Annotated in this window: 25 protein-coding genes and 1 pseudogene; 11 read left to right on the top strand and 15 right to left on the bottom strand. The window is 70.6% G+C overall.

Translation table 11 applies throughout. The features are described from left to right. Nucleotides 1-57: 57 nt before the first annotated feature. Nucleotides 58-693: an alpha/beta fold hydrolase gene (locus tag AW270_RS32910; RefSeq protein WP_061300038.1), complete on the bottom strand. Its 636-nt coding sequence runs from the start codon at nucleotides 691-693 to the stop codon at nucleotides 58-60. A 22-nt stretch (nucleotides 694-715) separates the two neighbouring features. On the opposite strand from AW270_RS32910, the gene AW270_RS32905 reads away from it, so the two are divergent. Next, nucleotides 716-2395, top strand: a complete 1680-nt coding sequence (locus AW270_RS32905) for a polysaccharide lyase 8 family protein (protein WP_061300037.1) — start codon at nucleotides 716-718, stop codon at nucleotides 2393-2395. Between the two features lie 81 nt (nucleotides 2396-2476). Further along, nucleotides 2477-3271: an SDR family NAD(P)-dependent oxidoreductase gene (locus tag AW270_RS32900; RefSeq protein ID WP_061300036.1), complete on the top strand. Its 795-nt coding sequence runs from the start codon at nucleotides 2477-2479 to the stop codon at nucleotides 3269-3271. Here AW270_RS32900 and AW270_RS32895 read toward each other — a convergent pair. Continuing rightward, nucleotides 3225-3830 carry a hypothetical protein gene (locus AW270_RS32895; RefSeq protein WP_061300035.1) on the bottom strand — a complete coding sequence of 202 codons (606 nt, stop codon included), beginning with the start codon at nucleotides 3828-3830 and terminating at the stop codon, nucleotides 3225-3227. The genes AW270_RS32900 and AW270_RS32895 overlap by 47 nt on opposite strands. A gap of 180 nt (nucleotides 3831-4010) precedes the next feature. Between AW270_RS32895 and AW270_RS32890 the strand changes: the two genes are divergently transcribed. The 4 genes and pseudogenes from AW270_RS32890 (at nucleotide 4011) to AW270_RS32880 (ending at nucleotide 6474) form a co-directional block, all read left to right on the top strand. Further along, a complete protein-coding gene (locus tag AW270_RS32890; RefSeq protein WP_061300034.1) occupies nucleotides 4011-4343 on the top strand; it encodes a GAF domain-containing protein in 333 nt (110 codons plus the stop codon). Between the two features lie 62 nt (nucleotides 4344-4405). Beyond that, nucleotides 4406-5125, top strand: a complete 720-nt coding sequence (locus AW270_RS32885) for a GAF and ANTAR domain-containing protein (RefSeq protein ID WP_061300033.1) — start codon at nucleotides 4406-4408, stop codon at nucleotides 5123-5125. Continuing rightward, a pseudogene (locus AW270_RS42205) lies at nucleotides 5100-5375 on the top strand (STAS domain-containing protein); the annotation flags it as partial. The gene AW270_RS32885 and the pseudogene AW270_RS42205, both read left to right, overlap by 26 nt. Nucleotides 5376-5409: 34 nt before the next feature. Further along, nucleotides 5410-6474, top strand: coding sequence for a quinone-dependent dihydroorotate dehydrogenase (locus tag AW270_RS32880; protein WP_061300032.1), 1065 nt, complete (start codon nucleotides 5410-5412; stop codon nucleotides 6472-6474). On the opposite strand, the gene AW270_RS32875 is transcribed toward AW270_RS32880, so the two are convergent. The 6 genes from AW270_RS32875 to AW270_RS32850 form a co-directional block, all read right to left on the bottom strand. Then, on the bottom strand, nucleotides 6445-8016 hold the full coding sequence (locus AW270_RS32875; protein ID WP_061300101.1) for a beta-N-acetylhexosaminidase: 1572 nt from the start codon (nucleotides 8014-8016) through the stop codon (nucleotides 6445-6447). The two genes, AW270_RS32880 and AW270_RS32875, sit on opposite strands and share 30 nt — an antisense overlap. A gap of 15 nt (nucleotides 8017-8031) precedes the next feature. After that, nucleotides 8032-8859, bottom strand: coding sequence for an N-acetylmuramoyl-L-alanine amidase (locus tag AW270_RS32870; RefSeq protein WP_061300031.1), 828 nt, complete (start codon nucleotides 8857-8859; stop codon nucleotides 8032-8034). A 104-nt stretch (nucleotides 8860-8963) separates the two neighbouring features. Further along, entirely contained in the window at nucleotides 8964-9209 is a 246-nt protein-coding gene (locus tag AW270_RS32865; RefSeq protein WP_061300030.1) for a hypothetical protein, read from the bottom strand. Between the two features lie 79 nt (nucleotides 9210-9288). Then, entirely contained in the window at nucleotides 9289-10386 is a 1098-nt protein-coding gene (locus tag AW270_RS32860; protein WP_061300029.1) for a LacI family DNA-binding transcriptional regulator, read from the bottom strand. Between the two features lie 247 nt (nucleotides 10387-10633). Further along, nucleotides 10634-10837, bottom strand: coding sequence for a developmental transcriptional regulator BldC (gene bldC, locus AW270_RS32855; protein ID WP_013133571.1), 204 nt, complete (start codon nucleotides 10835-10837; stop codon nucleotides 10634-10636). A 321-nt stretch (nucleotides 10838-11158) separates the two neighbouring features. Continuing rightward, entirely contained in the window at nucleotides 11159-12022 is an 864-nt protein-coding gene (locus AW270_RS32850; protein ID WP_061300028.1) for a DUF8083 family protein, read from the bottom strand. A gap of 128 nt (nucleotides 12023-12150) precedes the next feature. Here AW270_RS32850 and AW270_RS32845 point away from each other — a divergent pair, with 128 nt between their 5' ends. Together AW270_RS32845 and AW270_RS32840 are read left to right on the top strand one after the other, a co-directional pair. After that, the gene (locus AW270_RS32845; RefSeq protein WP_061300027.1) at nucleotides 12151-13236 is read left to right on the top strand and encodes a Leu/Phe/Val dehydrogenase; all 1086 of its coding nucleotides are present in this window, start codon (nucleotides 12151-12153) and stop codon (nucleotides 13234-13236) included. 151 nt (nucleotides 13237-13387) lie between these two features. Continuing rightward, the gene (locus AW270_RS32840) at nucleotides 13388-13618 is read left to right on the top strand and encodes a DUF3073 domain-containing protein (RefSeq protein ID WP_061300026.1); all 231 of its coding nucleotides are present in this window, start codon (nucleotides 13388-13390) and stop codon (nucleotides 13616-13618) included. 228 nt (nucleotides 13619-13846) lie between these two features. Here AW270_RS32840 and purM read toward each other — a convergent pair whose 3' ends face one another. Together purM and purF are read right to left on the bottom strand one after the other, a co-directional pair. After that, nucleotides 13847-14872: a phosphoribosylformylglycinamidine cyclo-ligase gene (purM, locus tag AW270_RS32835; protein ID WP_061300025.1), complete on the bottom strand. Its 1026-nt coding sequence runs from the start codon at nucleotides 14870-14872 to the stop codon at nucleotides 13847-13849. Beyond that, the gene (purF, locus tag AW270_RS32830) at nucleotides 14869-16305 is read right to left on the bottom strand and encodes an amidophosphoribosyltransferase (protein WP_061300024.1); all 1437 of its coding nucleotides are present in this window, start codon (nucleotides 16303-16305) and stop codon (nucleotides 14869-14871) included. The genes purM and purF overlap by 4 nt, the downstream gene beginning before the upstream one ends. Nucleotides 16306-16997: 692 nt before the next feature. On the opposite strand from purF, the gene AW270_RS32825 reads away from it, so the two are divergent. Continuing rightward, nucleotides 16998-17360, top strand: a complete 363-nt coding sequence (locus AW270_RS32825) for a hypothetical protein (protein ID WP_061300023.1) — start codon at nucleotides 16998-17000, stop codon at nucleotides 17358-17360. On the opposite strand, the gene AW270_RS32820 is transcribed toward AW270_RS32825, so the two are convergent. Beyond that, on the bottom strand, nucleotides 17343-17798 hold the full coding sequence (locus AW270_RS32820; RefSeq protein ID WP_061300022.1) for a sterol carrier family protein: 456 nt from the start codon (nucleotides 17796-17798) through the stop codon (nucleotides 17343-17345). The genes AW270_RS32825 and AW270_RS32820 overlap by 18 nt on opposite strands. A 127-nt stretch (nucleotides 17799-17925) precedes the next feature. On the opposite strand from AW270_RS32820, the gene AW270_RS32815 reads away from it, so the two are divergent. Further along, on the top strand, nucleotides 17926-20016 hold the full coding sequence (locus tag AW270_RS32815; RefSeq protein ID WP_061300021.1) for a PhoX family protein: 2091 nt from the start codon (nucleotides 17926-17928) through the stop codon (nucleotides 20014-20016). Here the strand turns inward: AW270_RS32815 and AW270_RS32810 are convergent. After that, a complete protein-coding gene (locus AW270_RS32810; protein WP_061300020.1) occupies nucleotides 20013-21416 on the bottom strand; it encodes an MFS transporter in 1404 nt (467 codons plus the stop codon). The two genes, AW270_RS32815 and AW270_RS32810, sit on opposite strands and share 4 nt — an antisense overlap. A gap of 81 nt (nucleotides 21417-21497) precedes the next feature. Between AW270_RS32810 and AW270_RS32805 the strand changes: the two genes are divergently transcribed. Then, on the top strand, nucleotides 21498-22178 hold the full coding sequence (locus AW270_RS32805; protein WP_157522966.1) for a TetR/AcrR family transcriptional regulator: 681 nt from the start codon (nucleotides 21498-21500) through the stop codon (nucleotides 22176-22178). Here the strand turns inward: AW270_RS32805 and AW270_RS32800 are convergent. From AW270_RS32800 to AW270_RS32790, 3 genes are read right to left on the bottom strand one after another with little or no spacing between them, the layout of a single operon-like run. Continuing rightward, nucleotides 22117-23502 (bottom strand): MFS transporter, encoded by a 1386-nt coding sequence (locus tag AW270_RS32800; RefSeq protein WP_061300019.1) that lies wholly within the window; start codon nucleotides 23500-23502, stop codon nucleotides 22117-22119. The genes AW270_RS32805 and AW270_RS32800 overlap by 62 nt on opposite strands. Continuing rightward, entirely contained in the window at nucleotides 23499-24164 is a 666-nt protein-coding gene (locus AW270_RS41585) for a Crp/Fnr family transcriptional regulator (RefSeq protein ID WP_061300099.1), read from the bottom strand. Before AW270_RS41585 ends, AW270_RS32800 begins: the two co-directional genes overlap by 4 nt. A 26-nt stretch (nucleotides 24165-24190) precedes the next feature. Then, nucleotides 24191-26287, bottom strand: a complete 2097-nt coding sequence (locus tag AW270_RS32790) for an adenylate/guanylate cyclase domain-containing protein (protein WP_061300018.1) — start codon at nucleotides 26285-26287, stop codon at nucleotides 24191-24193. Nucleotides 26288-26350 lie beyond the last annotated feature (63 nt).

Here is a 26350-nt window from a genome sequence, read left to right as displayed (position 1 = left end):
CGGGTGACACGCTCTGATTGAGGTGGAATTTGCCGTCGGGATCCCATTTGTTCTCGGTCAGGACCGGTTGAGGAAGTCGGCCACCTCTTTCGGGTGGCTGAGCATGGGCATGTGACCGGCCGGGACCTCGCCGGTGACCGCGCCCGGGAGGCGGTCGGCGACCATGCGGCGCATGAAGTCGAGGGGGAAGAAGCGGTCCTCCGTGCAGAACAGGAACCTCATAGGGACGTCGGGCAGCGCCTCCAGCGGCCACGGCTCGACCATCGGGCCGCCCGACTGGTCGCGGACGGCCGCGTTGGCGAGCGCGATGCCCTCGGGGTCGACGCCGTTGTAGAAGGTGGCGTTCTCGTCGCTCATGTCGACGCCGAGCGCGGAGTAGCCGCTGCGCTCCCACCAGTCGCCGCCCTTCTCGCCGGGCTTGGGGATCATCGCGGTGATGAAGACGATCTCGCGCACCGGGACCCGGGCGGCGACCAGGGGAGCGGTCAGGCCGCCCAGCGAGTGGGCCACCACGACCACGTCGTCGCGGTCGCCGATCGCCTTCACGGCCACGTCGGCGTATTCGGTCAGGCCGGCCGACTCGTCTGCGGTGGGCAGGTCGAGGGCGATGACCTCGCCGTCGAGCAGGGGCGCCAGCCGATCCCAGTAACCGGGGCCGCAGCCGCCGCCGGGTATTAGAACGTAAGTACGCATGTTCCTACCCTAGGCTGAGATCGTGCTCTCGCGGCGGGAATTCGTGGCCGGGGCTCTGCTGGCGGCGTCCGGCAGGCCGAACGACGTCTGGAGGGCGCTGGAGCGCAACTGGGTGTCCGTTTCGTCCCGGGGCCAGGTGCTCTGGCCGGAACACGCGATGGCGCGGGAGTTCCGGCAGACCGGCGATCCGGCGCTCGCCCGGAAGGTCGGCGAGGCCGTCGACCGGGCGGTCCGCGTGGCCTACCACGCCGGGGCGGCCAAGACCGGGAACTGGTGGAACTGGGAGATCGGGCTGCCCAAGCGGCTGCTCGACGTCGCGATCCTCGTCGGCCACCGCAGCGACGACCTGATCGCGGCGGTCGACCACTTCGTCCCGCCGTGGCGGCTGTGGTTCTACTCGGGCACCAGCACGGGCGCCAACCGCACCGACCTGTGCCTGGTCACGCTGCTCAACGGCATCCTGTCGCGGGACCCCGCCAAGATCGGGCGGGCCGTCGAGGCGCTCTCGCCCGTCTTCCGCTACGTCACCGAGGGCGACGGCCTCTATCGCGACGGCAGCTTCATCCAGCATTCGACCGTCCCCTACCAGGGCACCTACGGGGTCTCGATGCTCCACGGCATCGGCGCGATCCGCGCGACGGTGCGGAACACCCCCTGGGAGATCACCGACCCCGCCCTCCAGAACGTCGTCGACAGCGTCGGACACTCCTTCCTGCCCTTCCTCCACGAGGGCCGGATGATGGACCTGGTCAGCGGGCGGGCCATCTCCCGCAGGCCGGACGGCGACCGGAGAAGGGGCCAGGCCTTCGCCGACGCGATCGACCTCCTCGGCGTCCCGGCCCGCCCCCAGCCGGTCGGCCACCGGCTCATGCGGGCCAGCGCCCGCGCGGTCCACCGCCGCCCGACCTGGGTGGCCGCGCTCAGCATGGCCTCCGACCGCGTCGCCCACTACGAACACGGCAACGGCGAGAACCCGCGCGGCTGGCACACCGGCGCCGGGATGCTCTATTGGTGGGGCGAGGGCCACGGCGCCCACTACTCGGGCGACTTCTGGCACACCGTCGACCCCTACCGGCTGCCCGGCACGACCGTCTCGACCAAACGCCTCCCCGACGGCGCGGGCGGCGCCTGGGGCGAGAACTGCCCGCCCGCCCGATGGGTCGGCGGCGCCTCCGACGGGACGTACGCCACCGTCGGCCAGCACCTCTTCGGCCTGGAGAGCACTCTGGAGGCCCGCAAGTCGTGGGTCTTCCTCGACGACATGGTGGTCTGCCTCGGCGCCGGCATCACCTGCCGCGACGGCGTCCCGGTCGAGACGATCGTCGACAACCGCCGCACCCGCGCCCGGCTCACCGTCGGCGACGGCTGGGCCCACCTGGAGGGCCACGGCGGCTACGTCTTCGACGGCGCCCTCCACGTGGAGCAGGGCGAGTACACCACGCTCTGGCTCGACCACGGCACCGACCCGGCCGGCGCGAGCTACTTCTACGCGCTGCTGCCCAACGCCGACCTGGCCACCACGAAGGCGGCCCGGGTCGCCGTCGTGGCCAACACGCCCGACTGCCAGGCCGTCACCGCGGGCGGCCTCACCGCCGTGAACTTCTGGCGTCCCGGCACGGTCGCCGGCATCACGGTCGACGAGCCGTCGGCCGTCCTCTACCGGCCGGGACACACCCTGGTCGCCGAGCCGCAGAACTCGTAGAGAAATCCGCCGAGCCGATGTCGAATCCGCGCTCCGCCGGGCGACGCGTCAGTGAAAGGCCTAACTGACAAGGAGAAGGACATGCTCCAGGACAAGAACGCGATCATCTACGGCGCCGGCGGCATGATCGGTTCGGCGGTGGCCGAGGAGTTCGCCCGCCAGGGCGCCCGGGTGTTCCTCACCGGCCGCACCCGCGAGCCGCTCGACGCCCTGGCCGAGACCATCAGAGCCAAGACCACCGGCGACCGGGCCGAGGTCGCGGTGGTCGACGCGTTCGACGAGGCGGCCGTCGACGCCCACGCCGCCGAGGTGGCCGCGCGGGGCGGCATCGACGTCTCGCTCAACCTGGTGCCGCGCGGCGACGTCCAGGGCACGCCGCTCATCGACATGTCCGTCGACGACCTGCTCAAGCCGGTGGAGAACGGGCTGCGCACGACGTTCATCACCGCGCGGGCCGCCGCCCGCCACATGACAGGCCGCGGGCGCGGCGTGATCCTCACCCTCGACAGCGGCAGCGGCTCCGGCGTGAACAGCCCGATGATGGGCGGCACCGGCCCGGCCGACGCCGCGATCGACACCTTCGTCCGCAACCTGGCCTTCGAGATCGGCGGCGACGGGGTGCGGGTGCTGGGGATCTGGGTGGCCGGCATCCCCGAGACGTTCACCCCCGAGAAGCTGGCCGCCGTCAACCCCGACATGGTCGTCGACGAGGCGGGCCTGGAGGGCCTGCTGGCGGGGATGGCCCAGATGCGGATGCTGAAGCGGTCGCCGAAGCTGGCCGAGGTCGCCTCGACGATCGCGTTCCTCGCCTCCGACCAGGCGGCCGGGATCACCGCGTCGTTCGTGAACGTGACCGGCGGTATGTTCCCCAGCTGACCAGCGCGATCAGGCCCACCACCCCGGCCACCCCGAGAAGCAGGCCCGGGGGGAGCCGCCGCGACACTACGGCCGGCTCGGGCGGGCTCACCGCGACCTGCCGGGCCGGGCCGAGCGCCGCGATCAGCGCGGCGTCCTTTCCGGCGGGCAGGTCGCCCGCGGTGAGCGGCTTCCCGCCCTTGGCGATCGGCACGTTCCCGCTGCACAGCCCGGTCTCCAGGCTGCCGTCCTCGGACCGGGCGAAGATCAGCCAGCGGGAGCCGGGCTCGAACCGCATGCCGCAGGCGGGTCCCTGGGTGTGCGAGGTCACCTCCAGTGCGGCGGTCGGCGCGCCCTTGTACGCGTGGTCCACATGGAACGTGAAGACGTTCGGGAAATCCGGGGAGAAGAGCTCGACCGGGGCGTCGAGCCGGGTGACCGTGCCGGTGAACACCACGGCCGAGGAACCCATCCGCTGGCCGGTGGTCAGCGGGGCGCAACTGCACGCCTGGGCCGGGTCCGGGTGGAGCACGACCGTGCCCGCCACGATCGCGAGCGCGAGGAGGAGGCGACGCCACATACCGGTAAGACGCACCCCGTTACCTATCGGTTCGGGCGAAAACCGGGGTTTGGCTAGTCGCGATCAAGACGGGCCACTAGGCTTGGCCAGCAGTGAATCCGCCGTGTGTCCGCGGGCCTTTTCTCATTTCATTGGGGTGGCTACGTGTCGGGGCCCGGCGTTGAGCTTCTGCTTGCCAATGTGTTGCGTGGTGTCGCCGACCTCTCCGGGGTCGACGGGGCCGCCCTTCGCCTGCTCGACGACTCCGACCGGCTCCGCATGATCGGGGCCACCGACGAGGACGGCTGGGTTCTGGCGCGCGACGCGGCGCCCCTGAGCGGCTCGGTCCTGTCGGTGCCCCTGGTCGAGGGCCGTGAGGTCATCGGGGTGCTCAGTCTTTACACGCACGCTCGTCACAGGTGGAGCCGCTCCGAAGTGGAGAAAGGCGCGCGGCTGGGCGAGATCGTCGTCGTCGCCCTGGAAGCCATGGCCGGGGGCAGGACTGAGTCCTCCGCCTCTGGGCAGGTGAGATGACCACGAAGCTACCTCTCCACGACCGCGCCGGCGCACAGGTGAGGTTCACGGGAGGATACGGAATGACCCATATCGATCCAGAAGCGCTCGTCGCGAGCCTGCGACGGTTGCAGAAGGCCGCTCCGGCGACCGGGATCGTGCACCACCTTGAGCGGATCGTCCAGGTCGTCGACCGGATCTTCGGATATTCCGGGGCCGGCCTGATGTTCGCCGATCCCGATCGCACCTTGCGATACCTGTTCGCCACCGACGAGGCGGGCCGCAGCCTGGAACACGCCCAGGCGAAGGTGATGGCGGGGCCCTGCGTGGCCGCGTACATGACCGACAGCGCCGTGACCACGTTCGACGTCCGCAAGGACGACCGCTGGCCGGACCTCGCGCCGCTGCTCCACCCGGATGTGCGGGCCGTCGCGGGCGTTCCGGTACGTCTCGGCGGAGAGCCCGTCGGGACGCTGAACGTCTACCAGGACACCACCCACGACTGGGAGGAGTCCGACACCGAGGCGCTGCACGCCTACGCCCACGTGATCGAGCAGGTCATCGCGGCCGCTGTGGAGGCGGAGGAGAAGTCGCAGCTCGCCGACCAGCTTCAATACGCGCTCGACTACCGCGTGGTCATCGAACGGGCCATCGGCTATCTCATGGGCAAGCACGACCTGACCGCCAGCCAGGCCTTCACCGGCCTGCGCAAGCAGGCCAGGGACAGCCGCCGGAGAGTCGCCGATCTGGCCGCCGAACTACTCGGGGAACAGGGCCGTGGAGATCCGGACCACGCGATCTGACACCCCTTTTGGGATACATGTGACGATCACACTCAGAGGTGATCTCGACGTCTTCGGCGCGGTGGAACTCCGCCGCGCCGTCTGGAGGGCCGGTCGGGCCGCGCATCTGCGGCTCGACCTAGCCCTGGTGACGTTCATCGACGTCGCGGGGGCCCGGACGCTCGTCTGGGCCTACCGCCGAACGCTGGGACGGGTGTCGATCGTGAACCCGTCCGCCGAGGTTCTGCGACTGCTCCGGCTCCTGGAATTCGACCGGTACCTGGGAGTGGATACGCTGGCCGGTGATGTCGTACCGAATGCTCTTCACGTGGGTCCTGCGCCGAACCGACGCGGAGAAGATCCACCATTTGACGATCCGACTGCTGGCGACCCTGTCGGTCCTGCCGGTCGTGAAGCGGATCCTCCACGCCTGGCTGGCCCCGCGTGACGAAGCGCTGCGGGTCAGGGCGTTCGGGGTCCACTTCCCCTCGCCGTTCGGGCTCGCGGCCGGCTTCGACAAGAACGCCGAGTGCGTGCCGGCCCTGGCCGCGCTCGGCTTCGGCCACGTCGAGGTCGGCACGATCACCGCGCACGCCCAGCCCGGCAACGCCCGGCCCCGGCTTTTCCGCCTGGTCGGCGACCACGCGATCATCAACCGGATGGGCTTCAACAACGAGGGCGCCAAGGCGGCGGCCCGGCGGTTGAAGCGGGTCCGCGGCGTGCCCGCGGTCGTCGGCGTGAACATCGGCAAGACCAAGGTCGTCCCCGAGGAGGAGGCGGCCCGCGACTATGTCGCCAGCGCCAGGATCCTCGCCGGGCTGGCCGACTACCTGGTCGTGAACGTCTCCTCGCCCAACACTCCCGGCCTGCGCAACCTCCAGGCGGTCGAGCTGCTGCGCCCGCTGCTGAGCGAGGTCAAGACGGTCGCGGGCCGCACCCCGCTGCTGGTGAAGATCGCCCCCGACCTGGCCGACGAGGACATCGACGAGGTCGCCGAACTCGCCGCCGAGCTGGGCCTGGCCGGGATCATCGCGACCAACACCACGATCAGCCGCGCCGGCGTCTCCAGCGACGAGACGGGCGGCCTGTCCGGCCGCCCGCTGAAAGACCGTTCGCTGGACGTGCTGCGCCGCCTCCACGCCAAGGTCGGCGACCGGCTGGTGATCGTGTCCGTCGGCGGCGTGGAAGACGTCGACGACGTCTGGGAGCGCCTGCTGGCCGGCGCGACCCTGGTCCAGGGCTACACCGGCCTGATCTACGGCGGCCCGCTGTGGGCCCACGGCATCAACCGGCAGCTCTCCCGCCGCCTGAAGCGCCACGGTCTCTCGTCGGTGGGCGACCTACATGCTCGGGCGGGTCGAGTCGGCTGACAGCGTCAGCTCGTCGAGGTGGCGCATGACGGCGGCCACGTCGAACCGGCCCGGGGTGTGCGGCCGTGACCGCTGCCAGGGCCTCGGGCCGTCGAGCGGGCGGTAGTTGACGCCCAGGGCGTCGAGCCGGCCGAGATGGTGTTCCAGGCGGCCGGTGAAGTCGGGGGCCGCCGGGCGGCCCGTCCAGGCGGTCTCGGCCATGGCGCAGCCCCGGGGCCAGGCCTTGTAGTCGAGGGTGCGGGCGTCGGGGATGTGCTCCGACCAGAGCTGGAACTGCGCGCCCAGATGGCCCGAGACGTCGAAGGCGGCGACGTCGGCCACCGTGATCGTCTCGCCCAGCGCGGCCGGTTCGTCCGCCGAGGCCGCCTCGGCGTAGTCGAAGTAGAGCGGGAACACCGGCGTGAGCACCACGTCGTGGCCCGCGGCGGCGGCCCGGCGGGCGACGTTCATGCCGCGCCACGGCATCACGATCGTGTCCTGGCGCAGCATCCCGCTGACGAACGCCTCGTCCCAGACGACCGCCCGGCTGCCCCGCCCGGCCAGCAGGTCGGCCAGCTGCCGCAGGAACCAGGCGTGCAGGTCTCCCGGCGTGGCCAGGCCCTGGGACCGCTGGAAGGCGGTGATCTCGGTGGAGGCGGCCCAGGCGTCGAGCACGCACTCGTCGCCGCCGATGTGGAAGAACGGGGTCTCGCCGAGCGCGCCGAGGATCTCGTCGAAGACGGTGGCCAGAAAGCCGATCGTCTTCGGCAGCGGGGCGAGGATCGCGGGGGAGATGCCCCACCGCTCCAGGACCGTGTGCCGCCGCGCCGGGTCGGCGCCGAACTCCGGGTAGGCGGCCAGGATCGCCGACGCGTGGCCCGGCACGTCGATCTCCGGCACCATCGTGACCGCCCGCTGCCGGGCGTAGGCCGCGATCTCCCGCAGATCGTCGAGCGTGTAGAAGCCGCCGTGGGGGATTCCGTCGTAGGCGTCCGGCTCGCCCTTGCGCGAGGTGATCGTCTGGGCGCGGTGGGAGCCGATCTCGTGCAGGCGCGGGTAGGCCCGCGACTCGACCCGCCAGCCCTGGTCGTCGGCCAGGTGGAGGTGCAGCCGGTTGAGCTTGTGCACCGCCAGCAGGTCGATCATCCGCAGCACGTCGTGCTTGGGCAGGAAGTGCCGGGAGACGTCCAGGTGCGCGCCGCGCCACGAGAGCGCCGGAGCGTCCTCCACACGGACGCACGGGACGTCATATGCGGAAAGCGGGGAAACCGCGCGGAAGGCGTCGTGAGGGAGCAACTGGCGCAATGTCTGCGCGGCGTAGAAGGCTCCCGCGGCGTCGCCCGCCACGATCTCGACGCCGTCGGCCGTCACGGTGAGGGTGGCGGACTCGGGGGCGCCGTGGCGGCGTACCGAGACCGGGTGGTCACCGGCGACGGGGCCGAGAGCCGCGAGCGCCCGCCGGACCGGGCCGGCGAGCTCTCCGGCGACGCCGAAGCCGGGCGTCAGCGGGAACGCGCCCGGCAGGAACTCGACGGACCGGGGGGCAGGCAGGAAGCGGTGCATGCCCTCGATCATGGATTACTTCAGGTAGGTCTGGAAGCTGCCCGCCAGGGCCTCGGCGAGCTCCTGCCGCCAGGCCGAGCTCTTCATCTTGGCCGCGTCGCCGGCGTTGCGCATGTTGCCCGACTCGATGAAGATCTTCGGGACCGTCGACAGGTTCAGCCCGCCCAGGTCGGAGCGGTAGTCGAGGGCGCTCTTGCCGATGTAGTTGGCGTAGGGCATGCCGGTCTGCTTCTTCACCGCATTGCGCACGGCCAGACCGAGCTTGGCCGACTTCGCGACCACCGGGTCGACCGGCCCATTGATCTTCTTCGGCATGATGACGTGGAAGCCGTGGCTGGTCGCGCCGGCCCCGTCGGCGTGGATCGAGATCGCCAGGTCGGCCTTGGCCTTGTTGCCGATCGCGGCGCGCTGGGTGATGCACGGCCCCACGCCCGTGTTGTTGTCCCGGGTCATCTTGACCGTGGCGCCCTCGGCGCGCAGCAGCTTGGCCAGGCGGACCGAGACGTCCCAGGTGAACGCGGCCTCGGAGTAGCCGTCGTTGGTCGCGGTGCCGGTGGTGTCGCAGGCCTTCTTCTGCGTCAGCACGTCGACCTGCTTGTTGATCACGTCGGGGCGCTTGTAGTTGCCGCCGTTGTGGCCCGGGTCGATCACGATGACTTTGCCCTTGAGGGGCTTCGCCGGCGCCTCGGCCTGAGCGGGCGCCGCGACCGCGTTGGAACCGGTGGTCGCTGAGACGGCGGCCGGGGCAGACTCGGCACCCGCGGCCACCCCGCCACCGCACGCGGCGGTCCCCAGACCGATCACGGCCAGAGCGGCGGCGGTGAGCGCCGGACGAGTCTTCATCACGGTGGTTCCTCTCGCAGGCGGGCACTTACAAGCACCCAACCTACGCGTTCCCTGGCCGTGACCTGGCCGTTATGTGAGTAAAGGATGGATTCCGCCCGGCTTTACCAGGCGGGCTCGGCCAACTCCTGGCGCTGCAGCAGGGCCGCCAGCTCGCGGGCCTCCTCGGCGTCGAGGCCCAGGACGACCCGGGGACGGCCCCACGGATGGTCGATCGAATGGGCCACATAGCTGGCCACCGACTCGTCGCCCGCCTCGCCGCGGCCACGGGAATGGCGCCACTCGCCCCAGGCCCGTTCGAGTTCGGCCGCCGCACGCTGGGCGCAGGAGACCAACTCAGGATCACGCATGGAATTCCCCCAGATCTGTACCGTCCGGCGTCGTGGCCCGAGTCAACACGGACCGTGACCCGACGCCGGACCGGTTGACCTAGCTTTGGGAATCTGTTGGCGCGGGGCCCGTGCTGCGGCGGGTGATGAGCTGCGGCGTGACCTGGCGCAGGCGCGAGTTCTTGCCGGGCTCGGAGATCCGGTCGCTGAGCAGCGCGGCGGCCGAACGGCCCATCGCGCGGCGCGGCTGGTCGACCGAGGTGAGCGAGATGTGGTGGACGGCGGCCAGGTGGGTGTTGTCGTAGCCGACGACCGACAGGTCCTCCGGAACCCGGAGCCCGAGCTCGCTGGCGGCGGTGAGCACACCGAGAGCGACGACGTCGTTGGCCGCGAAGATCGCGGTCGGCCGGGGGTCGCGCTCCAGCAGGGCCATCGCCGCGCGGCGGCCACCCTCCTCGGTGAAGTCGCCGTGCTCGACCATGATGTACGGAGCCAGCGCGTGACGGCGCATGGCGACCAGGTAACCCTCGCACCGGCACCGCGCCGCGGACGACGGAGTGCCCTCGATGTGGGCGATCCGGCGGTGTCCGAGCTCCACGAGATGGTCGACCGCCAGACGCGCGCCGAGCTGGTCGTCGTCGACGACGATGTCCACGCTCTCGAGGTCGACGTCGCGTTCCCCGACGACGACGGTGGGCGTGTAGGCGGCGGCCTCGGCGAGGGTGTCGCTCGACGGGGCGACTCCCAGGAGCACCAGGCCGTCGACGCGCAGTTCGAGGAAGGCCTCCACGGCCTCGTCCTCGAAGGCGGGGTCCCAGCGGCCGGATCCGATGAGCAGCCGCAGGCCCTCACCGTGGAGGCTCTCCTGAAGGCCGTCGAGGAACTCGGCGTAGAAGGGGTTGTGCAGGTCGGCGACGAGGGCGCCGACCAGATGGGTGCGGCCTTCGACAAGGCTGCGGGCGACGGCGTTGGGCCGGTATCCCAGCTCCCTGGCCGCCTGGAGGACCGCCTCCCGGCGATGCTCGCTCACGTGAGGTGAGCCGCGAAGGACCAGCGAGACCAGGGACTTAGAGACGCCCGCGCGCTCGGCTACGTTGCGAATCGTCGGCCGTGGCCGTGGACTGAATCCGTCGAGTCCGGTAGGTCCGGGTACCGCGATGTCGCGCCGGGCAGTGGTCTGCATGGACGGTCCTGACATGGTTCTCCCCACGATGCGCGGATGTGCACCTGCCAAGAAGAACGATCGAGAGCCGAATAAGGTACGGGTGAGTTGTCTCGATCCTTGAGAAAGCAGTCAGGACGAAGCGGGCGGGGCCACGGAACCGGTGGGGGCGGCGCCGGGCGGGCGGCGCCTGATCCACACCCCTACTGCAGGTGTGCGGCTGTTGGACGCGCTCACTGACGCGAGCGCGCCGTCCCCCTCGTGGTTGCGACCCCCCGCTGCGTTACTCCGAACGCTGCTGCGGAATCCCCGCGAGCAGCGCCCTCACCTCGGTCTCCCGGTAACGCCGGTGCCCACCGAGCGTGCGGATGGACGTCAACTTGCCGGCCTTCGCCCACCGCGTGACGGTCTTGGGGTCGACCCGGAACATCGTTGCGACCTCCGCCGGGGTGAGCAGTGGCTCTGCCTCGGGTGTACGAGCTGACATTTGTGCGGCCTCTCCTCCGTGTGGACCGGCGACAGCGATCCTGCGACTTATGTTGGCGCTTGTCACGGATGTCCCTCAAAGATCCATAACGTGCGGTTTCATGGACCATTTGCGGCATCACCCGATGTGACCATACAGCCACGTAGCGCGATTGGCGAGCCCTCTGGGCACAACGTCTCGACCACGTGTTGTTGTCACGCTCGGTGATTCTAGCGACACGTTTCGTGGTATCGCAGTGAAAACGGCAAACTACTCAGTTCGCAGTTGTGAGCTCGTGCATCTCCTGACCCAACGTTGCAGGTCAGCCAGGAGGCAATAGGGTCAGTTGGCCGATTCGAGGCTCTGGACTGACCGCCAGCGGAGGATCACTCGCTGGTACATGGCGAAGGCAAGTTCTTCCTGACCGTTGTCCAAACCCGTCAGAGCGGCGGCCAGCTCGGCCACGGACTGGTCGGCCTGGAGGGTCTCGTCGTCCATGAGGTGGACGATGCCGCCGTAGTCGAGCTCGACGAGGGAGTGGGGGTGGAACTCCTCCAGCCAGCGGCCCACCTCTTCGACGTCGGTGAGCGTGTCGATGTCGCCCACGTGACGTCGGATGACGACCAGGGCGCGGGCCACCCGCTTCCTGGCCTGGGCCATCGAGGTGACGTAGAGCATGTTCCTGGCCGGGGCCATGGTGACGCCGGTGCCGGCCTCGGGCTGCTCCCCGCGCAGGACGAGCCAGCGCTCGGCGGAGTCGAACGGCACGAACCACGGCGTGGGGACGTGCCAGGTGCTGGTCATGATGTGCATGCGCAGCGAGGGCTCGCCGCGCTTGAAGGCGTCGAACTCGTCGGCCGTCGCCTCGGCGACCGGCGCGGGGACGAAGCGGTTGGCCAGTTTGGTCGGCAGGCTGCCCCGGAAGGAGGCGAACGCCAGCCACGACCGCAGCCGGCTCTGCCACGGGCACACGTAGAGGACGCCGTCGACCCGGCGCAGATAGGCGTTGTGACTCTCCGCCGCCGGGGCAGGCACGGGCGGCACCCGCAGGAGCCGGCGCACCGCCTCCTCGTGTTCCACCTCGAGCGCGCCCGCGCGCCGGGGCCGCCGCGGATTCTGGGCATAGGCGTTCCACCGAAGGCGATCCTGCTCGGAGAAGGCGCTCAGCGGCTCATAGACGCGGAGGTACGCGGCGTAGGGCAGCACAACGGCATCGTGCCATGCCAGGCGGCGTCACGCAGCGGGCGGCGTTCCGTTATTCATGATCGTCGCTACGCTGGAAGGTGGTACCGCCGCAACGGAGCGGTGGTCAGGGACGATCAGGAGTCACCAAAGTGACCGACGTCTTCGGGCTCTCCCACAAGGATCAGACCCGTCACGAACAGGTCGTGTTCTGCGCCGACGACAAGTCCGGCCTCTACGCGATCATCGCCATCCACAACACCGCCCTCGGCCCCGGCCTGGGTGGAACACGTTTCTATCCCTACCCGGACGAATCCGCCGCGCTGGCCGACGTGCTGAACCTGTCGCGCGCGATGGCGTACAAGAACGCGCTGGCCGGGCTCGACCACGGCGGCGGCAAGGCCGTGATCATCGGCGACCCCGTCAAGGACAAGACCGAGGCCCTCCTCCGGGCCTACGGGAAGTTCGTCCAGTCGCTCGGCGGGCGCTACTACACCGCTTGTGACGTGGGCACCTACAGCGAGGACATGGACGTCATCGCCCGGGAGTCCTCCTACGTCACCGGCCGCACGGTGGCCAACGGCGGCGCCGGCGACAGCTCCATCCTCACCGCCTACGGCGTCTACCAGGGCATGCGGGCCGCCGCCGGGCACGCCTTCGGCGAGACCTCCCTGCGCGGCCGCCGGGTCGGCGTCGAGGGGGTCGGCAAGGTCGGCAGGCGTCTGGTGGAACACATTCTCGCGGACGGCGGCGAGGTCGTCGTCTGCGACGTCGACGAGCTCGCGGTCGGCCGGATCCGCCAGGAGCACCCGGAGGTCGAGGCGGTCGCCGACGCGGCGACCCTCAAGCGCGGCGACATCGACGTGTACGCCCCCTGCGCCCTCGGCGGCGCCCTCGACGACACGGCCGTCGCCGAACTCCGGGCCAGGATCGTCTGCGGCGGGGCCAACAACCAGCTCGCCCACCCAGGGGTCGAGAAGCAACTCGCCGATCGCGGCATCCTGTACGCGCCCGACTACGTGGTGAATTCGGGTGGAGTCATCCAGGTCGCCGATGAGATCGCCGGATTCGACATGGACAGGGCGAGGGCAAGAGCGGCTCAGATCTTCGACACCACCCTGAAAATCTTCGTCATCGCCGACGACGAAGGCGTTCCACCTGCGGTCGCAGCAGATAGGCTGGCGGAGCGCAGAATGTCGGAAGTCGGGCGGCTTAGGGGTATTTGGCTAGGCCGGTGACCGCCGACGCGCATACGGCGTACCGAGCGGGGCGCAAAACAGGTACGGTTGTAGGCGAACGAATGGCTGACGTCCAAAGTCAGGTGACGTCAGTGCGTGGTGCGTTAGCGACGAGGGGTCGGGTACGACCCCGCATGAGGGGGTCGAGCCAATGGGGCGCGGCCGAGCCAAGGCCAAGCAGGTCAAGGTTGCCCGCCAGCTGAAGTACAACAGCGGCGGCACCGATCTTGAGCGCCTGCGCGCGGAGCTCGGAGTCGAGGAGCCTGTCGATTCCGGCCGCAGTGACGAACCCGACCCTTATGACGAGTTGGCCGAGCGGTACGCCGACTACGTCGATGACGAGGACGATGAGGACGACTCCTCATCTGGGGGCCGTCGTTGAGCGGCACCTGATTTTGCGTTGATCACGCCCGGCGAGGTTCGCCACGCCGGGCGTTTTCCGCGCGACCTCGTGAGGGTCTCGCACTCCGGGTGACCGGAGTGCATACAGCCATTTCCATACGAGCCCGAATGTGCCGCCGGGGGGCGACCCCAGGCGGCCTTTCGTGCTTCCGCGGGCTTGACCGGGCCTGATCTGGGCCCGGCGACGGGAAAGCCGCCGGGCCCACGATCAGCGGTAGCGCGCCTCGCCCGTGCCGGGCACGATCTCGCCCAGCACCCACGACGGCACGCCGCGGGTCTCCAGCAGTTCCAGCGCCCGGTCGGCGTCGTCCGCCGGGACGATCGCGGCCATGCCGACGCCCAGGTTGAAGGTCTTGTCGAGCTCGGCCCGCTCGACCTTCCCGGCCTCGCCGAGGACGGAGAAGATCGCCGGGGGCGTCCAGGACCCGCGGTCGAGGACCGCGTCGACACTCCCGGGAAGCGAGCGGGCCAGATTGGCCGTCAGGCCGCCGCCCGTGATGTGGGCGTAGGCCCGCACCGGGACGTGGCGCGTCAGGGCCAGGCAGTCGAGTGAGTAGATCCGGGTCGGTTCGAGGAGTTCCTCACCGAGGGTCCGGGACAGCTCGGGGATCTGGGATTCCAGGCTCAGGCCAGCGGTCTTGATGATGTGGCGGACCAGAGAGTAGCCGTTCGAGTGGACCCCGGATGACGCCATGGCCAGAACCACGTCACCCGCGCGGACCCGGTCGGGGCCGAGAAGCTCGTCGGCCTCCACGACGCCCGTTCCGGCGCCCGCCAGGTCGTAGTCGTCGGGGCACATCGCGCCCGGGTGTTCGGCGGTCTCGCCGCCGACCAGGGCGCAGCCCGCCTGGCGGCAGCCCTCGGCGACGCCGCCGACGATCTCGGCGATGCGCTCGGGCACCACCTTGCCGCAGGCGATGTAGTCGGTCATGAACAGCGGCTCGGCGCCGCAGACCACCAGGTCGTCGACGACCATGCCGACCAGGTCGATGCCGATCGTGTCGTGCTTGCCCAGCTGGGCGGCGAGCATGACCTTGGTGCCGACCCCGTCGGTCGAGGTCGCCAGCAGCGGCCGGCGGAACTTCAGCAGCGCCGACACGTCGAACAGGCCCGCGAAGCCGCTGGCGTCGTCGACCACCTCGGGACGCCGGGACCGGGCCACCTTCGACTTCATCAGCTCGACGGCGCGGTCACCGGCCTCGATGTCGACACCGGCGGCGGCGTACGAGGTCATGCGCGGGCCTCCAGGACGTACTTGCCGACCTTGTCCTGGTCGATCGGGATGGGGTAGGAGCCGTCGAAGCAGGCCCGGCAGAGCTTGTTCGCCGGGATCGTGGTGGCCTCGGTGAGGCCCTCCATCGAGATGTAGCCGAGGGAGTCGGCGCCCAGGTGCTCGCGGATCTCCTCGACGTCCATCGAACCGGCCAGCAGCTCGGCGCGGGTGGCGAAGTCGATGCCGTAGAAGCACGGCCAGGCCACCGGCGGGGCCGAGATGCGCACGTGGACCTCGGTCGCCCCGGCCTCGCGCAGCATCTTCACGATCGCCCGCTGGGTGTTGCCGCGCACGATCGTGTCGTCGACCACCACCAGGCGCTTGCCCTGGACGATCTCCTTCAGCGGGTTCAGCTTCAGCCGGATGCCGAGCTGGCGGATCGTCTGGGACGGCTGGATGAAGGTCCGCCCGACGTAGGAGTTCTTCACCAGGCCCTGGCCGTAGGGGATCCCGCTCTGCTCGGCGTAGCCGATCGCGGCGGGGGTGCCCGACTCGGGGGTCGGGATCACCAGGTCGGCGTCGACCGGGTGTTCGCGGGCCAGCCGGCGGCCGACCTCGACCCGGGTCGCCTGGACGCCGCGCCCGGCGATCGTGGTGTCGGGGCGGGCCAGGTAGACGTATTCGAACAGGCAGCCCTTGGGGTCGGCCGGGGCGAACCGCTGCGACGTGACGCCGCGCTCGTCGATGGTGAGGAGCTCGCCCGGCTCGACCTCGCGCACGAACGTCGCGCCCACGATGTCGAGGGCGGCGGTCTCGGAGGCCACCACCCAGCCGGTCGTCAGACGGCCCAGGACGAGCGGACGGATGCCCTGGGGGTCTCTGGCGGCGTAGAGCGTCTTCTCGTCCATGAAGACGAGTGAGTAGGCGCCCTGGACCTTCGGCAGCAGGCGGGCCGCCGCCTCGTCGATCGGCTCGGACCGGTCTTTGGCCAGGATCGCGGTGAGGATCTCGCTGTCGGTGGTCGCCCGGATGGTTCCGGGGGCCACCCGTTCGGCGAGCTCGCTCGTGTTGATCAGGTTGCCGTTGTGGGCCAGCGCGAGGCCGCCCACGTCGGTCGAGCTCAGCGTCGGCTGCGCGTTCTCCCACACACTCGAACCGGTGGTGGAGTAGCGGCAGTGACCGATCGCCAGGTGACCCTTGAGGGTGCCGAGGATCGACTCGTCGAAGACCTGGGCCACCAGGCCCATGTCCTTGTAGACGAGGATGCGGCTGCCCTCGCTGACCGCGATGCCCGCGGACTCCTGGCCGCGGTGCTGCAACGCGTACAGCCCGTAGTAGGTGAGTTTCGAGACGTCCTCCCCTGGAGCCCAGACGCCGAAGACACCGCAGGCGTCTTTGGGGCCCTGGTCGAGGGGGTCAAGGTCATGGCTCAGATGGCCGTCGCCCTTCAGCACATGCTTGAGTCTATTTCGGCCTCTTGGCTGCTCGGACCCCCGGGTGGTGGATACCCGAGGAAATGATCACCAGCGCTTTGCCGTGTCGGCCGCCGTACCCCCGGCCCCACAGGGGAAGTGACAGGAACATGACGACTCCAGACGAGCCGAGGGACGACCAGCCCAAGCGGCGCATGCCCTGGGACGTGCCGCCCGAACAGGCCCCTGGCAGGCCGTCGCCGGACGCCGAGGACACGGCTGTCTTCAGCGCCCAGGAGCCATACCCACGGCCCGAGAACCCGTACGGCCCCACCGGGCAACAGCCGCAAACCGGCCCGCAAACCGGCCCGCAGACCGGCCGCCAGGGCGAGCCTCCGAGCGGGCACCACGGCGGGGCCCAGAGCGGTCAGCAGGGCGGGGCCCAGAGCGGGCAGCAGGGCGAATACCCAGGCGGGCGCCACGGCGGGGCCTCTGGCGGGCAGGAGAGTGGGTCGCCGGGCGAGGGGGAGTATCCGCCGCCGTATCCGGGCCCGCCCGCTCAGCCGGTCCCCTCTGAGCCGGGCTCGTCCGGCCAGGGCGCGTACCCCTCCGGCTCGTCCAGCCAAAGCGCGTACCCATCCGGCTCGTCCGGTCAGGGCGCGTACCCGCAGGGGCCGGCGTCCGGGCAGGGTGCCTATCAGCCCACCTCGTATCCGCAGGGGTCCTATCCGCAGATGCCCTACGGGGAGAAGCCGCCGGCCAAGGGCGGGCTGGGGACGGCCGCGCTGGTGCTGGGCATCGTGGCGATCGTGCTGCTGCTGGTCTGCGGGCTCGGGCTGCTGGTGGCGATCGCGGGGATCATCGTCGGGATCGTCGCGATCTCGAAGAGGTCCAACAAGGGGCGTGCGGTCGTCGGCCTGATCCTGAGCATCCTGACGCTGGTGATCGGGGCGATCATCATCGGGGTGGTCGTCAACTGGGCCAACAAGAACAACCTCGCGGAGTGCTTCGACACCCGGCTGTACCCGACCCAGGAGGCGTCGCAGCAGTGCGTCCAGCGGAAGATCAACGCCCCGGTCTCAGAGGGGGGTTACTAGCGAGACCGGAAGGTAGGGCGACAGGTCGGCCCGGCCGCCGCTCGCCCTGACCCGCCCGTCGGCCAGCGCGGCCGGCCAGTCCTCCCGGCCGGTGGCCAGCGCGATCCACGTGCGGGGGTCGGTCTCGACGACGTTGGGGGGCGTGCCCCGGGTGTGCCGGGGGCCCTCGACGCACTGGACGGCGGCGAACGGCGGCACCCGCACCTCCACGGTCCGGCCGGGCGCCCTGGCCACGAGTTCGTCGAGCAGGAACCGCACGGCCGCGCGCAGCGCCTCCCGCCCGGGGGTGGCGCCCCGGTCGTACACGGACAGCACGGCGGCCACCACGGCGGGACCCGCGGCGCTGTCGGGCCCGTCGAACGGCGGCAGGCCCAGATCTGCCAACTGGATGTCGAGAGCTGCGCGAACGCGCGAAGGGTCCTGGCGGCGGGGTGGCATGTGCCCATTGTGACGCGAGCGCATCGTTCACCATCGAGGCGGATGATGTTCACCCTCACTTCGGGCGCCGACAATACGGTCCCGGCGGGGACTCACGCCGTTCCCCCCGCGACCCTTTGGAGGAGCTGTGACGAACCCGTCACCGCGTCGATCCCTGCCGCTGCTCACGCCCGCCCACCAGGGTGGCCGCAGCGCCATGACGTGCAAGTACCGCTGTGGCGACGCCTGTTTCCACGAGGTCCCCAACACCAGTGACAACGCCTACTTCGGCGACGTCGTGACCGACATGTCCCGCCGCGGCGCGCTGCGCGCCGGTGCGCTGGGCGCCCTGGTCCTGTCGGCCGGCGCGGTTGCCGCGGCCGCCGCGACCCCGGCCGCCGCCGACGACAAGTTCACCCTCGACTGGTGGAACAAGGGGGGCAACTGGGACAACGGCGGCTCCCACCCCTACCGGGGCGGTCTGAGCTTCACCCCCGTCGCGCCCAACACCAACGACCAGGTCACGGTGCCGAACGGCTACCAGTCGGCCGTGGTGGTCCGCTGGGGCGACCCGGTCGTCCCGGGCGCGCCCGCTTTCGACTTCGAGGCGCAGACGGCCGACGCGCAGGCCAGGCAGTTCGGCTACAACTGCGACTTCGTGACGCTGTTCCAGCTCGGCCGTGACCGCGGGCTGCTGTGGGTGAACCACGAGTACACCAACGAAGAGCTGATGTTCCGCGGCTACACCAACGGCGACAACGCCACCCCCGCCCAGATCGCCATCGCGATGAACGCCCACGGCGGTTCGGTCGTCGAGGTCAGGCGGAGTGGCGACAGCGGCCGCTGGGAGCTCGTCACCTCCGGCCCGCGCCGCTACAACCGCCGCATCACGGCCCACACCGAGATGCGGTTCAGCGGCCCGGCCGCCGGTTCGAGCTACCTGAAGACCGCCGCCGACCCGAGCGGCCGCGTCGTCAAGGGCATGCTGAACAACTGCGCGGGCGGCACGACCCCCTGGGGCACCGTGCTGACCGCCGAGGAGAACTTCAACCAGTACTTCGTGAACGCCGCCAAGGCCCCCGCCGAGGCGCAGGCCGGGCTGACCCGCTACGCCATGCCCGCCGCTCTCGGCGGCCGTCGCTGGGACCGCGTCGACGAGCGCTTCGACCTGGCGAAGAACCCCAACGAGGCCAACCGCTTCGGCTGGATCGTCGAGATCGACCCGACCGACCCCGCCTCCACGCCGATCAAGCGCACCGCCCTCGGCCGCATGGCCCACGAGGCGGCCACCACGACCATCAGCCGCGACGGCCGCCTGGTCGCGTACATGGGCGACGACTCGCGGTTCGAGTACATCTACAAGTTCGTGTCCAAGGACCGCTACCGGCCCGGCAACGACCGCCACAACCGGACGCTGCTCGACAACGGCACCCTCTACGTCGCCCAGTTCACCGGTGACAGCCCCGCCGCCGAGATCGACGGCACCGGCAAGCTGCCCAAGGACAAGGCGTTCGACGGCGTCGGCAAGTGGATCCCGCTGGTCAGCGGCACCCGCTCGTTCGTCTCCGGCATGACCGCCGAGGAGGTCCTGGTCTTCACCCGGCTGGCCGCCGACAAGGTCGGCGCGACCAAGATGGACCGTCCGGAGGACATGGAGCGCAACCCGGTCACCGGCACCGTGTTCGTCGCCCTGACCAACAACACCGCGCGCTCCTCCGGCCCCGACGAGGCCAACCCCCGCCTGAACAACAAGCACGGCCACATCCTGGAGATCGCCGAGAACCGCGACGACGCCGCGGCGCTGACCTTCGCCTGGAACCTGCCGCTGGTCTGCGGCGACCCGGCCGACCCGGGCACCTACTTCGGCGGCTTCGACAAGACCAAGGTCTCGCCGATCTCCTGCCCCGACAACGTCACCTTCGACAAGGACGGCAACCTCTGGATCTCCACGGACGGCAACGCCCTGGGGACCCACGACGGCCTGTTCGCCGTTCCGGTGCGGGGCAAGGACAAGGGTCACGTCCGCCAGTTCCTCACCATGCCCAAGGGCGCCGAGTGCTGCGGTCCGCTGGTGTCGGAGGACCAGAAGTCGGTCTTCGTCGCCGTGCAGCACCCGGGTGAGGGCACCGGCGCCTCGCCGGCCTCCCCGATCTCCCACTTCCCCGACGGCGGGACCTCGCAGCCCCGTCCGTCGGTCGTGGTGGCCTGGCACAAGCAGGGCAGGAAGATCGGCAGCTAGACCAGCGCGGGGTCCCGCTCCTCCTGGGCGACCGTCTCGGCGGTCGTCTCCCTGCGGAGGGCGTACAGGGCGATCGGGACCCCGGCCGCGACGATCGCCGCGGCGATGAGCAGGGTGAACTGGTAGGCGTCCAGGAACGCCGTCATCGTCGGGGCGGTCTGGCGGGCGTTCAGGATCGCGCCGAGGATGGTGATCCCGAGCAGCCCGAAGACCTCGCGGGAGACGTTGAGCGTGCCCGAGGCGACCCCGGCCCGCTCGGCGGGGACCGCGCCGATGATCACGTCGGTCAGCGGGACGAGCATGCCGCCGCCCGCGCCGAAGACGAGGAACCACGGCAGCAGGTCGAGATAGGCCGACCCGAGGCCGGTGCTCGACAGGCCGACCATGGCGACGACCATCAGCGCCAGGCCGGCGGCGACCGACGGGCCGGTGCCGATCCGCCGGGCGAATTGCGGCGAGAAGACCGCGACGGCGGCCATGAGCAGGGCCATCGGCACGAACCCCGCCCCGGCCTCGGTCGGGCTGAAGCCGAGCGCGCTCTGCAGGTAGATCGCGGTGAAGAAGTAGATGCCGAAGACGCCGAACGCCCACATGCCCATCGACAGCAGGCCGCCGCTGAACACCCGCGAGCGGAACAGGCCGAGGTCGATCATCGGCTGACGGCTGCGCGACTCGATCACCAGGAACGTCGTGAACGACACGGCGGCCACCGCGAACGAGCCGAGGATGAGCCCGGAGGTCCAGCCCTCGCCCTCGCCCTCGATGAGCGCGAAGGTCAGCGCGAACAGCGCCAGCGACGAGGTGAGCACACCGGGCACGTCGATCCGGACGCCCCGCAGGCGGACGCTGGCGGGCAGGCTCATGGCGGCGATCACGGCCACCACGACGGCGATGGGCGCGTTGATCAGGAAGATCCAGCCCCAGCTGATGTTCTCGCTGAGCACCCCGCCGGTCAGCGGCCCGACGGCCAGCGCGAGCGCGGACACCGCGCCCCAGATCCCCACGGCGGTGGCGCGTTCACGCGCGTCGACGAACGTGGCCCTGATCAGCGCCAGCGATGTCGGCGTCACCAGCGCCGCGCCCACGCCCTGCACGACCCGGGCCGCGATCAGCGCCTCCTGCGACCCGGCCAGCCCGGCCGCCACCGAGGCGGCCGTGAACACGGCCAGGCCGGTGAAGAACATCACCCGCAGCCCGAACACGTCGGCCAGCCGCCCGCCCGCCAGCAGCAGCCCGGCGAAGGCCAGGATGTAGCCGCTCACGATCCATTCGAGCCCGGCGAGCGTCAGCCCCAGGTCCCGCTCGATCGTCGGCAGCGCGACGTTGACCACGTTGTTGTCGAGATAGGTCATGAACGTCGCCAGCGACACCGCCGCCAGGACCCACCATCGTGATCTCATTGCCCGAACCCCCTATACGGAGTACTTGTACGGCGTACATGTACAGTGCATAGCTCAGCTTGTACGTCGTATAGTTGTCAAGTGGCATCCGAGAAGCTGAGCCGTGAATCAGTCGTCGAGCGAGCCGTCGACCTGATCGACGCCGAGGGTCTCGAAGCCGTCACCGTGCGGCGCCTGGCCCAGGTGCTCGGCGTCACGCCGATGGCGCTCTACTGGCATTTCAAGAACAAGGACGAACTGCTCGCGGGCGTCACCGACCACCTGCTGAGCCAGATCCTGGCCGAGGTGACCGACGCCGACTGGCACTCGCAGGTGCGCGCGATGGTCGAGCGGCTGGTCTCCCTGCTCGACCGTCACCCGGCGCTGGCCGACCTGCTCCAGACGGTCGACAAGCCCCGTCTCGACAGCTTCAACGTGGCGACCAACATGGCCCTCGAACTGCTGGGGAAGGGCGGCTTCACCGTCCAGGAGGGGTTCCTGGTCTCGTCCTACCTGCTGTCCGGGGCGATCGGCCTGGTCGGCGGCGCGCCGGTGTGCCCCCAGCCGCTGAGCGGCGCGGAGGCCAGGGAGTGGCGGCGGCGCAAGCGCCTGCAGATCGAGAACCTGCCGGCCGGCCGCTTCCCGATGCTGATGGAGTTCGCCAAGACCTACGAAGACGAGGCCGACGTGGCCGCCTACTACGCCTACGGCGTCGACCTGCTCATGGCCGGGGTCGAGACGATGGCCGGGCGAGCGCGGCACACAGCGCCCCCACGAGACTGACGCAGAACATGGCCGCGTACGTCGTCCGGAAGCCCCCCATCAGCTGCTCGACGGCGGCGGGGGAGAGCAGCGCCAGGGTCGCCTGGTAGACCTGCGCCCGGATCTCCGGCGTGACCGCGCTCGTGAGCAGGCCCAGCGCGACCGCGACGCTGAGCGCCATGCCGATGTTCTGGATCATCAGCCGGAACCCGTTGACCACCCCGAGGCTGCCGGGCGGGAGCGCGTTCATGATCTGCGTCGTGCTCCCGGTCAGGAACGCCCCGTTGCCACACCCTGCCACGAACAGCCCGACCGCGATCACCGGGTAGGACGCCCCCGTCGACAGCGCCAGCGTGCCCAGCCCGCAGGCCGCCAGCACCGCCCCGCCGACCGACACCGGGTAGGCCCCGAACCGGCGCGCCAGCATCCCCGCCAGCGGCGACGCGAGGGCCATCCCGGCCGGCACCGGCAGGATCGCCAGCCCGGCCTGGAGCGCGTCGACCCCGCGTGCCGCCTGGAAGTACAGCCCGGCCAGCAGGATCAGCGACGACCGCGCCAGCGCCGCGCAGAACGACGCCAGGTTGGAGAAGACGAGCAGCGGGGCCGCGAACAGCGCGCCGTTCAGCACCGGATTGGCGGCCCGCCGCTCGACGGCGACCAGCACCGGGACCAGGGCCGCCGCGGCGGCCAGACCGAGGAGGGAGCCCTCGGTCAGCGCGTAGAGCGCCGCCGACAGCAGCGCGAAGATCACCAGGTTGCCGGCCGCGTCGACCGGGGCCTTCCGCGCGGGACGTCCCGGCCGCAGGATCACCAGCCCGGCCACCAGCGCGAGCAGCCCGGCCGGCACGTTCACCCAGAAGATCCACCGCCACCCGAGCGTGTCGGCGATCAGCCCGCCCACCGTCGGCCCGGCCAGCTGGGCGACCGACAGCGTCCCGATGTAGACGCCCATGCCCTGGCCGAGCCGGTCGGGCGGGAAGGCGTCGGTGATGATGACCGTGCCGTTGGCCAGGATCATCGACGCGCCGAGCGCCTGCACGGCCCGCATCGCGATCAGCACTTCCACGTTCGGGGCGAGCCCGGCAAGCCCCGACGCGACGGTGAACAGCGCGAACCCGGTCAGATAGACCCCGCGCCTGCCTAACAGGTCGGCCACCCGGCCGAAGAACACCAGGGTCGCCGTGTTGACCAGCATGAACGACAGCAGGATCCAGCTCGCCGCGAACGGCGGCGCGTCGAAGTGGCGGACGACCACGGGCAGCGCCACGTTCAGCGTGCTGACCGCCACTCCGATGAGGACCAGCCCCAGGCCGGTGACGAGGCAGACCTGCCAGGCGTACCTCACCGGGCTCTCTTGCGCAGCCCGTCCAGGTCGTAGATGATCACGCGGCGGCGGCCGGTCTCCAGCAGGCCGCGGTCGCGCAGGCTCCTGAGGGCCTTGCTGACGGCCTCGCGGGAGGCGCCGGTCCACCCGGCCAGTTCGTCCTGCGAGAGCGGCAGCATCACCTTGAGGCCGCCGGAGGTCTGCTCGCCGTAGCGTTCGGCGAGTTCGACCAGGCGGGTGGCGACCCGGCCGGTGGTGTCGAAGGCGCCGTATTCGACCCGTTTGCGGTCGGAGTCGCGCAGGCGGCCGGTGATGAGCTGGAGGAGCAGCACGGCGATCCGCCCGTGTTCGCGCAGGAAGGACGCGAAGTCACGGACGACGATGGCCTCGATGGGCTCCAGCGCGGTGACCGTGCCCGACCTCGGGCCGCCGTCGACGGCCGACATGTCGCCCAGGAGGGCGCCGGGACCGCGTACCGCCAGGACGACTTCGGTGCCGCCCGCCGTGTGGGACGACACCTTCACCCGCCCCGCGGTCAGCACGATCACCCAGTCGTTGGTGTCGCCCTCGGTCATGACGGTCTCGCCGCGATCCCACTTCCGGGGTCGGCCGGCGGCCCGGAGGTCGGCGATCTCCTCGGCGGTGAGGAGGGCCAGGAACTCCCCTGGCTCCGGTGAATTCATGTCCACAAGTCTTGGGTCAGACATGCTCATTCGTCCAATTCACGCAGAACGTACGCGTGGACGGTGTTGTCCTTGCCCTTGAGCGACAGGTCGCCGAGCGACACGACGCGGGCCCGGCCGATCTGGTCGTAGGTCGCCTGGCCGATCACCACCGAGCCCGGTTCGGCCAGCGCCTGGAGGCGGGCGGCCACGTTGACCGCGTCGCCCATGGCGTTGAAGCCGCGGAACTCGGGGCTGCCGATGTTGCCGACCAGCGCCTGGCCGGTGTTGACGCCCACCCGGAACTTGGGCCACTCGACCTCCGACAGCAGCCCGGCCTCCTGCTCGCGCAGCACCTCCTCCGACACCCGGGCGGCGGCCCGCTGCATCTCCAGACCGGCCTGGGCCGCCCGGAGCGCGTGGTCGGGCTGCGCGGCGGGCGCGTTGAACAGCGCCAGCAGGGCGTCGCCGACGAACTGCACGATCGTGCCGCCGTTGCCGAGGATGCACGGCACCGCCGCCGTGTGGAACCGGTTGAGCATGTCGACGATCTCGCCGGGCGCGACCTTCTCGGAGAACGTGGTGAACCCGCGCAGGTCGGCGAACAGGGCGGTGACCTCGGTCAGCGACCCGCCGAGCGCGGCCTTGTTGGGGTCGGCGAGCAGGCTCTTGGCGACGTCGGGCGACATGTAGGCGCGGAAGAGGGTCTCCAGCTCCCCGTACAGGCGGGCGTTCTCCAGCGTGATGGACAGCTGGGTGGCCAGCGTGGCCGCTAGGGCGGCGTCGTGGGAGGTCCGGCCCACCGGGACCGCCAGCGCGCCCGCCAGGTGGCCCTTCACCGTCAGCGGGTGGACCACCGAGCCGGACATCTCCACCGGGGTTCCCCGGGTCAGCACGGCCAGCTCGCCGGAGGTCAGCGCCGGGGCGCCCCGCCCGCCGAGCGGGGACAGCGCGCCGTCGCGCATGAGGCTCACCCGCACGTCCCCGTACGCCTCCCGCACCCGCTGCAGCGACACCGACAGCAGCTCCGACTCCGGCAGGCCCACCCGGGCCCGGCCGCCGATCTCGACGAGCGCGCCCAGCCGCTCGGACAGCTCCCGCTCGCTCGCCAGCGCCTCACCGGCCCGGTCGAGCACCGCCGCCTGGCCCTCGGTCAGCTTGAAGCGCCCGGCCAGCCGGGTGGCGACCGGCGTCCCCGACTCGGTCCGGCGGCGCAGGTGGGCGACGAGCTCTTCCAGGGCCTCCTCGTACTGGGCCTGGATGCGCCGGGCGGTGGCCGACAGGGTCACCGCGTCGAACAGCCCCCGGCTGGAGCCCTCGCGCCGGAACTGGATGTACGCCGAGTAGGCCACGAAGAAGAACGCGAGCGTCAGCAGGACGTGCCACAGCCACCACGAGATGGCCCAGTTGCGGTGCTCGATCCCGGCGATCATCACCTCGGCCAGCAGGGCGTAGGCGGTGATCAGGGAGATCAGCACGGCGGCCGGTCGCCTGCGGTGCAGGCGGTACATCATGGTGGCGGCGGCGACGTACAGGAAGACCCCGATCAGCCCCCAGTAGCCGAGGCCGATGCCGCCGGGCGGCAGCTTGTCGGTCAGCGGGGTGAGGCCCGGCACCAGCGAGGCGACGCCCCAGCCGACCAGCAGCAGCCCGACGGCGACGCGCAGCGGGAGCTGGAGCCGCAGGACCGTCTCGCCCTGCCTGTCGTCGAGCGGCAGGCCCGACAGGAAGGCGAACACCGAGGCGATCATCAGACCGACCGGGTGGGCCAGGTCGAAGCCGACCGTGGCGCCGGGCAGGATGACCGCCGGGGTGCTCAGCGCGTGGAGGGTGAAGAACCCGGCGCTGCTCAGGAAGACCAGCGAGACCAGCAGCAGCCGGGCGTCCCTGCGCCGCGCCGACGCCTGGCTGATCAGCACTCCGAGCACCAGGTTCACCCCGGCCACCACGAGGACCAGCCAGAAGTGGCTCGGGTTGTGCTGCCAGACGTGGTCGAGGTCGACGGTGTGCGGGTCCTCGTCCACGGGATGGGCCAGCAGCAGCCACAGGCCCAGCATCGGCACGATCATGTGAATGAACCAGACGACCCCTCTGACCGGCTGCGTCGCCGGTGGCAGGAAGGGGTCTTGGTCGTTCGAGGCCACGGAGGTCCTCCGGAGTCAGCCTGACGTGAAGTGCGGGTTCATCCCGAACGGAGCCGATTATTC

The organism is Herbidospora cretacea (assembly GCF_001570605.1).
Taxonomy (GTDB): Bacteria; Actinomycetota; Actinomycetes; order Streptosporangiales; family Streptosporangiaceae; genus Herbidospora; species Herbidospora cretacea.
The sequence above is the reverse complement of the archived record's forward strand: the minus strand, read 5'-3'. Positions and strand labels throughout refer to the sequence as shown.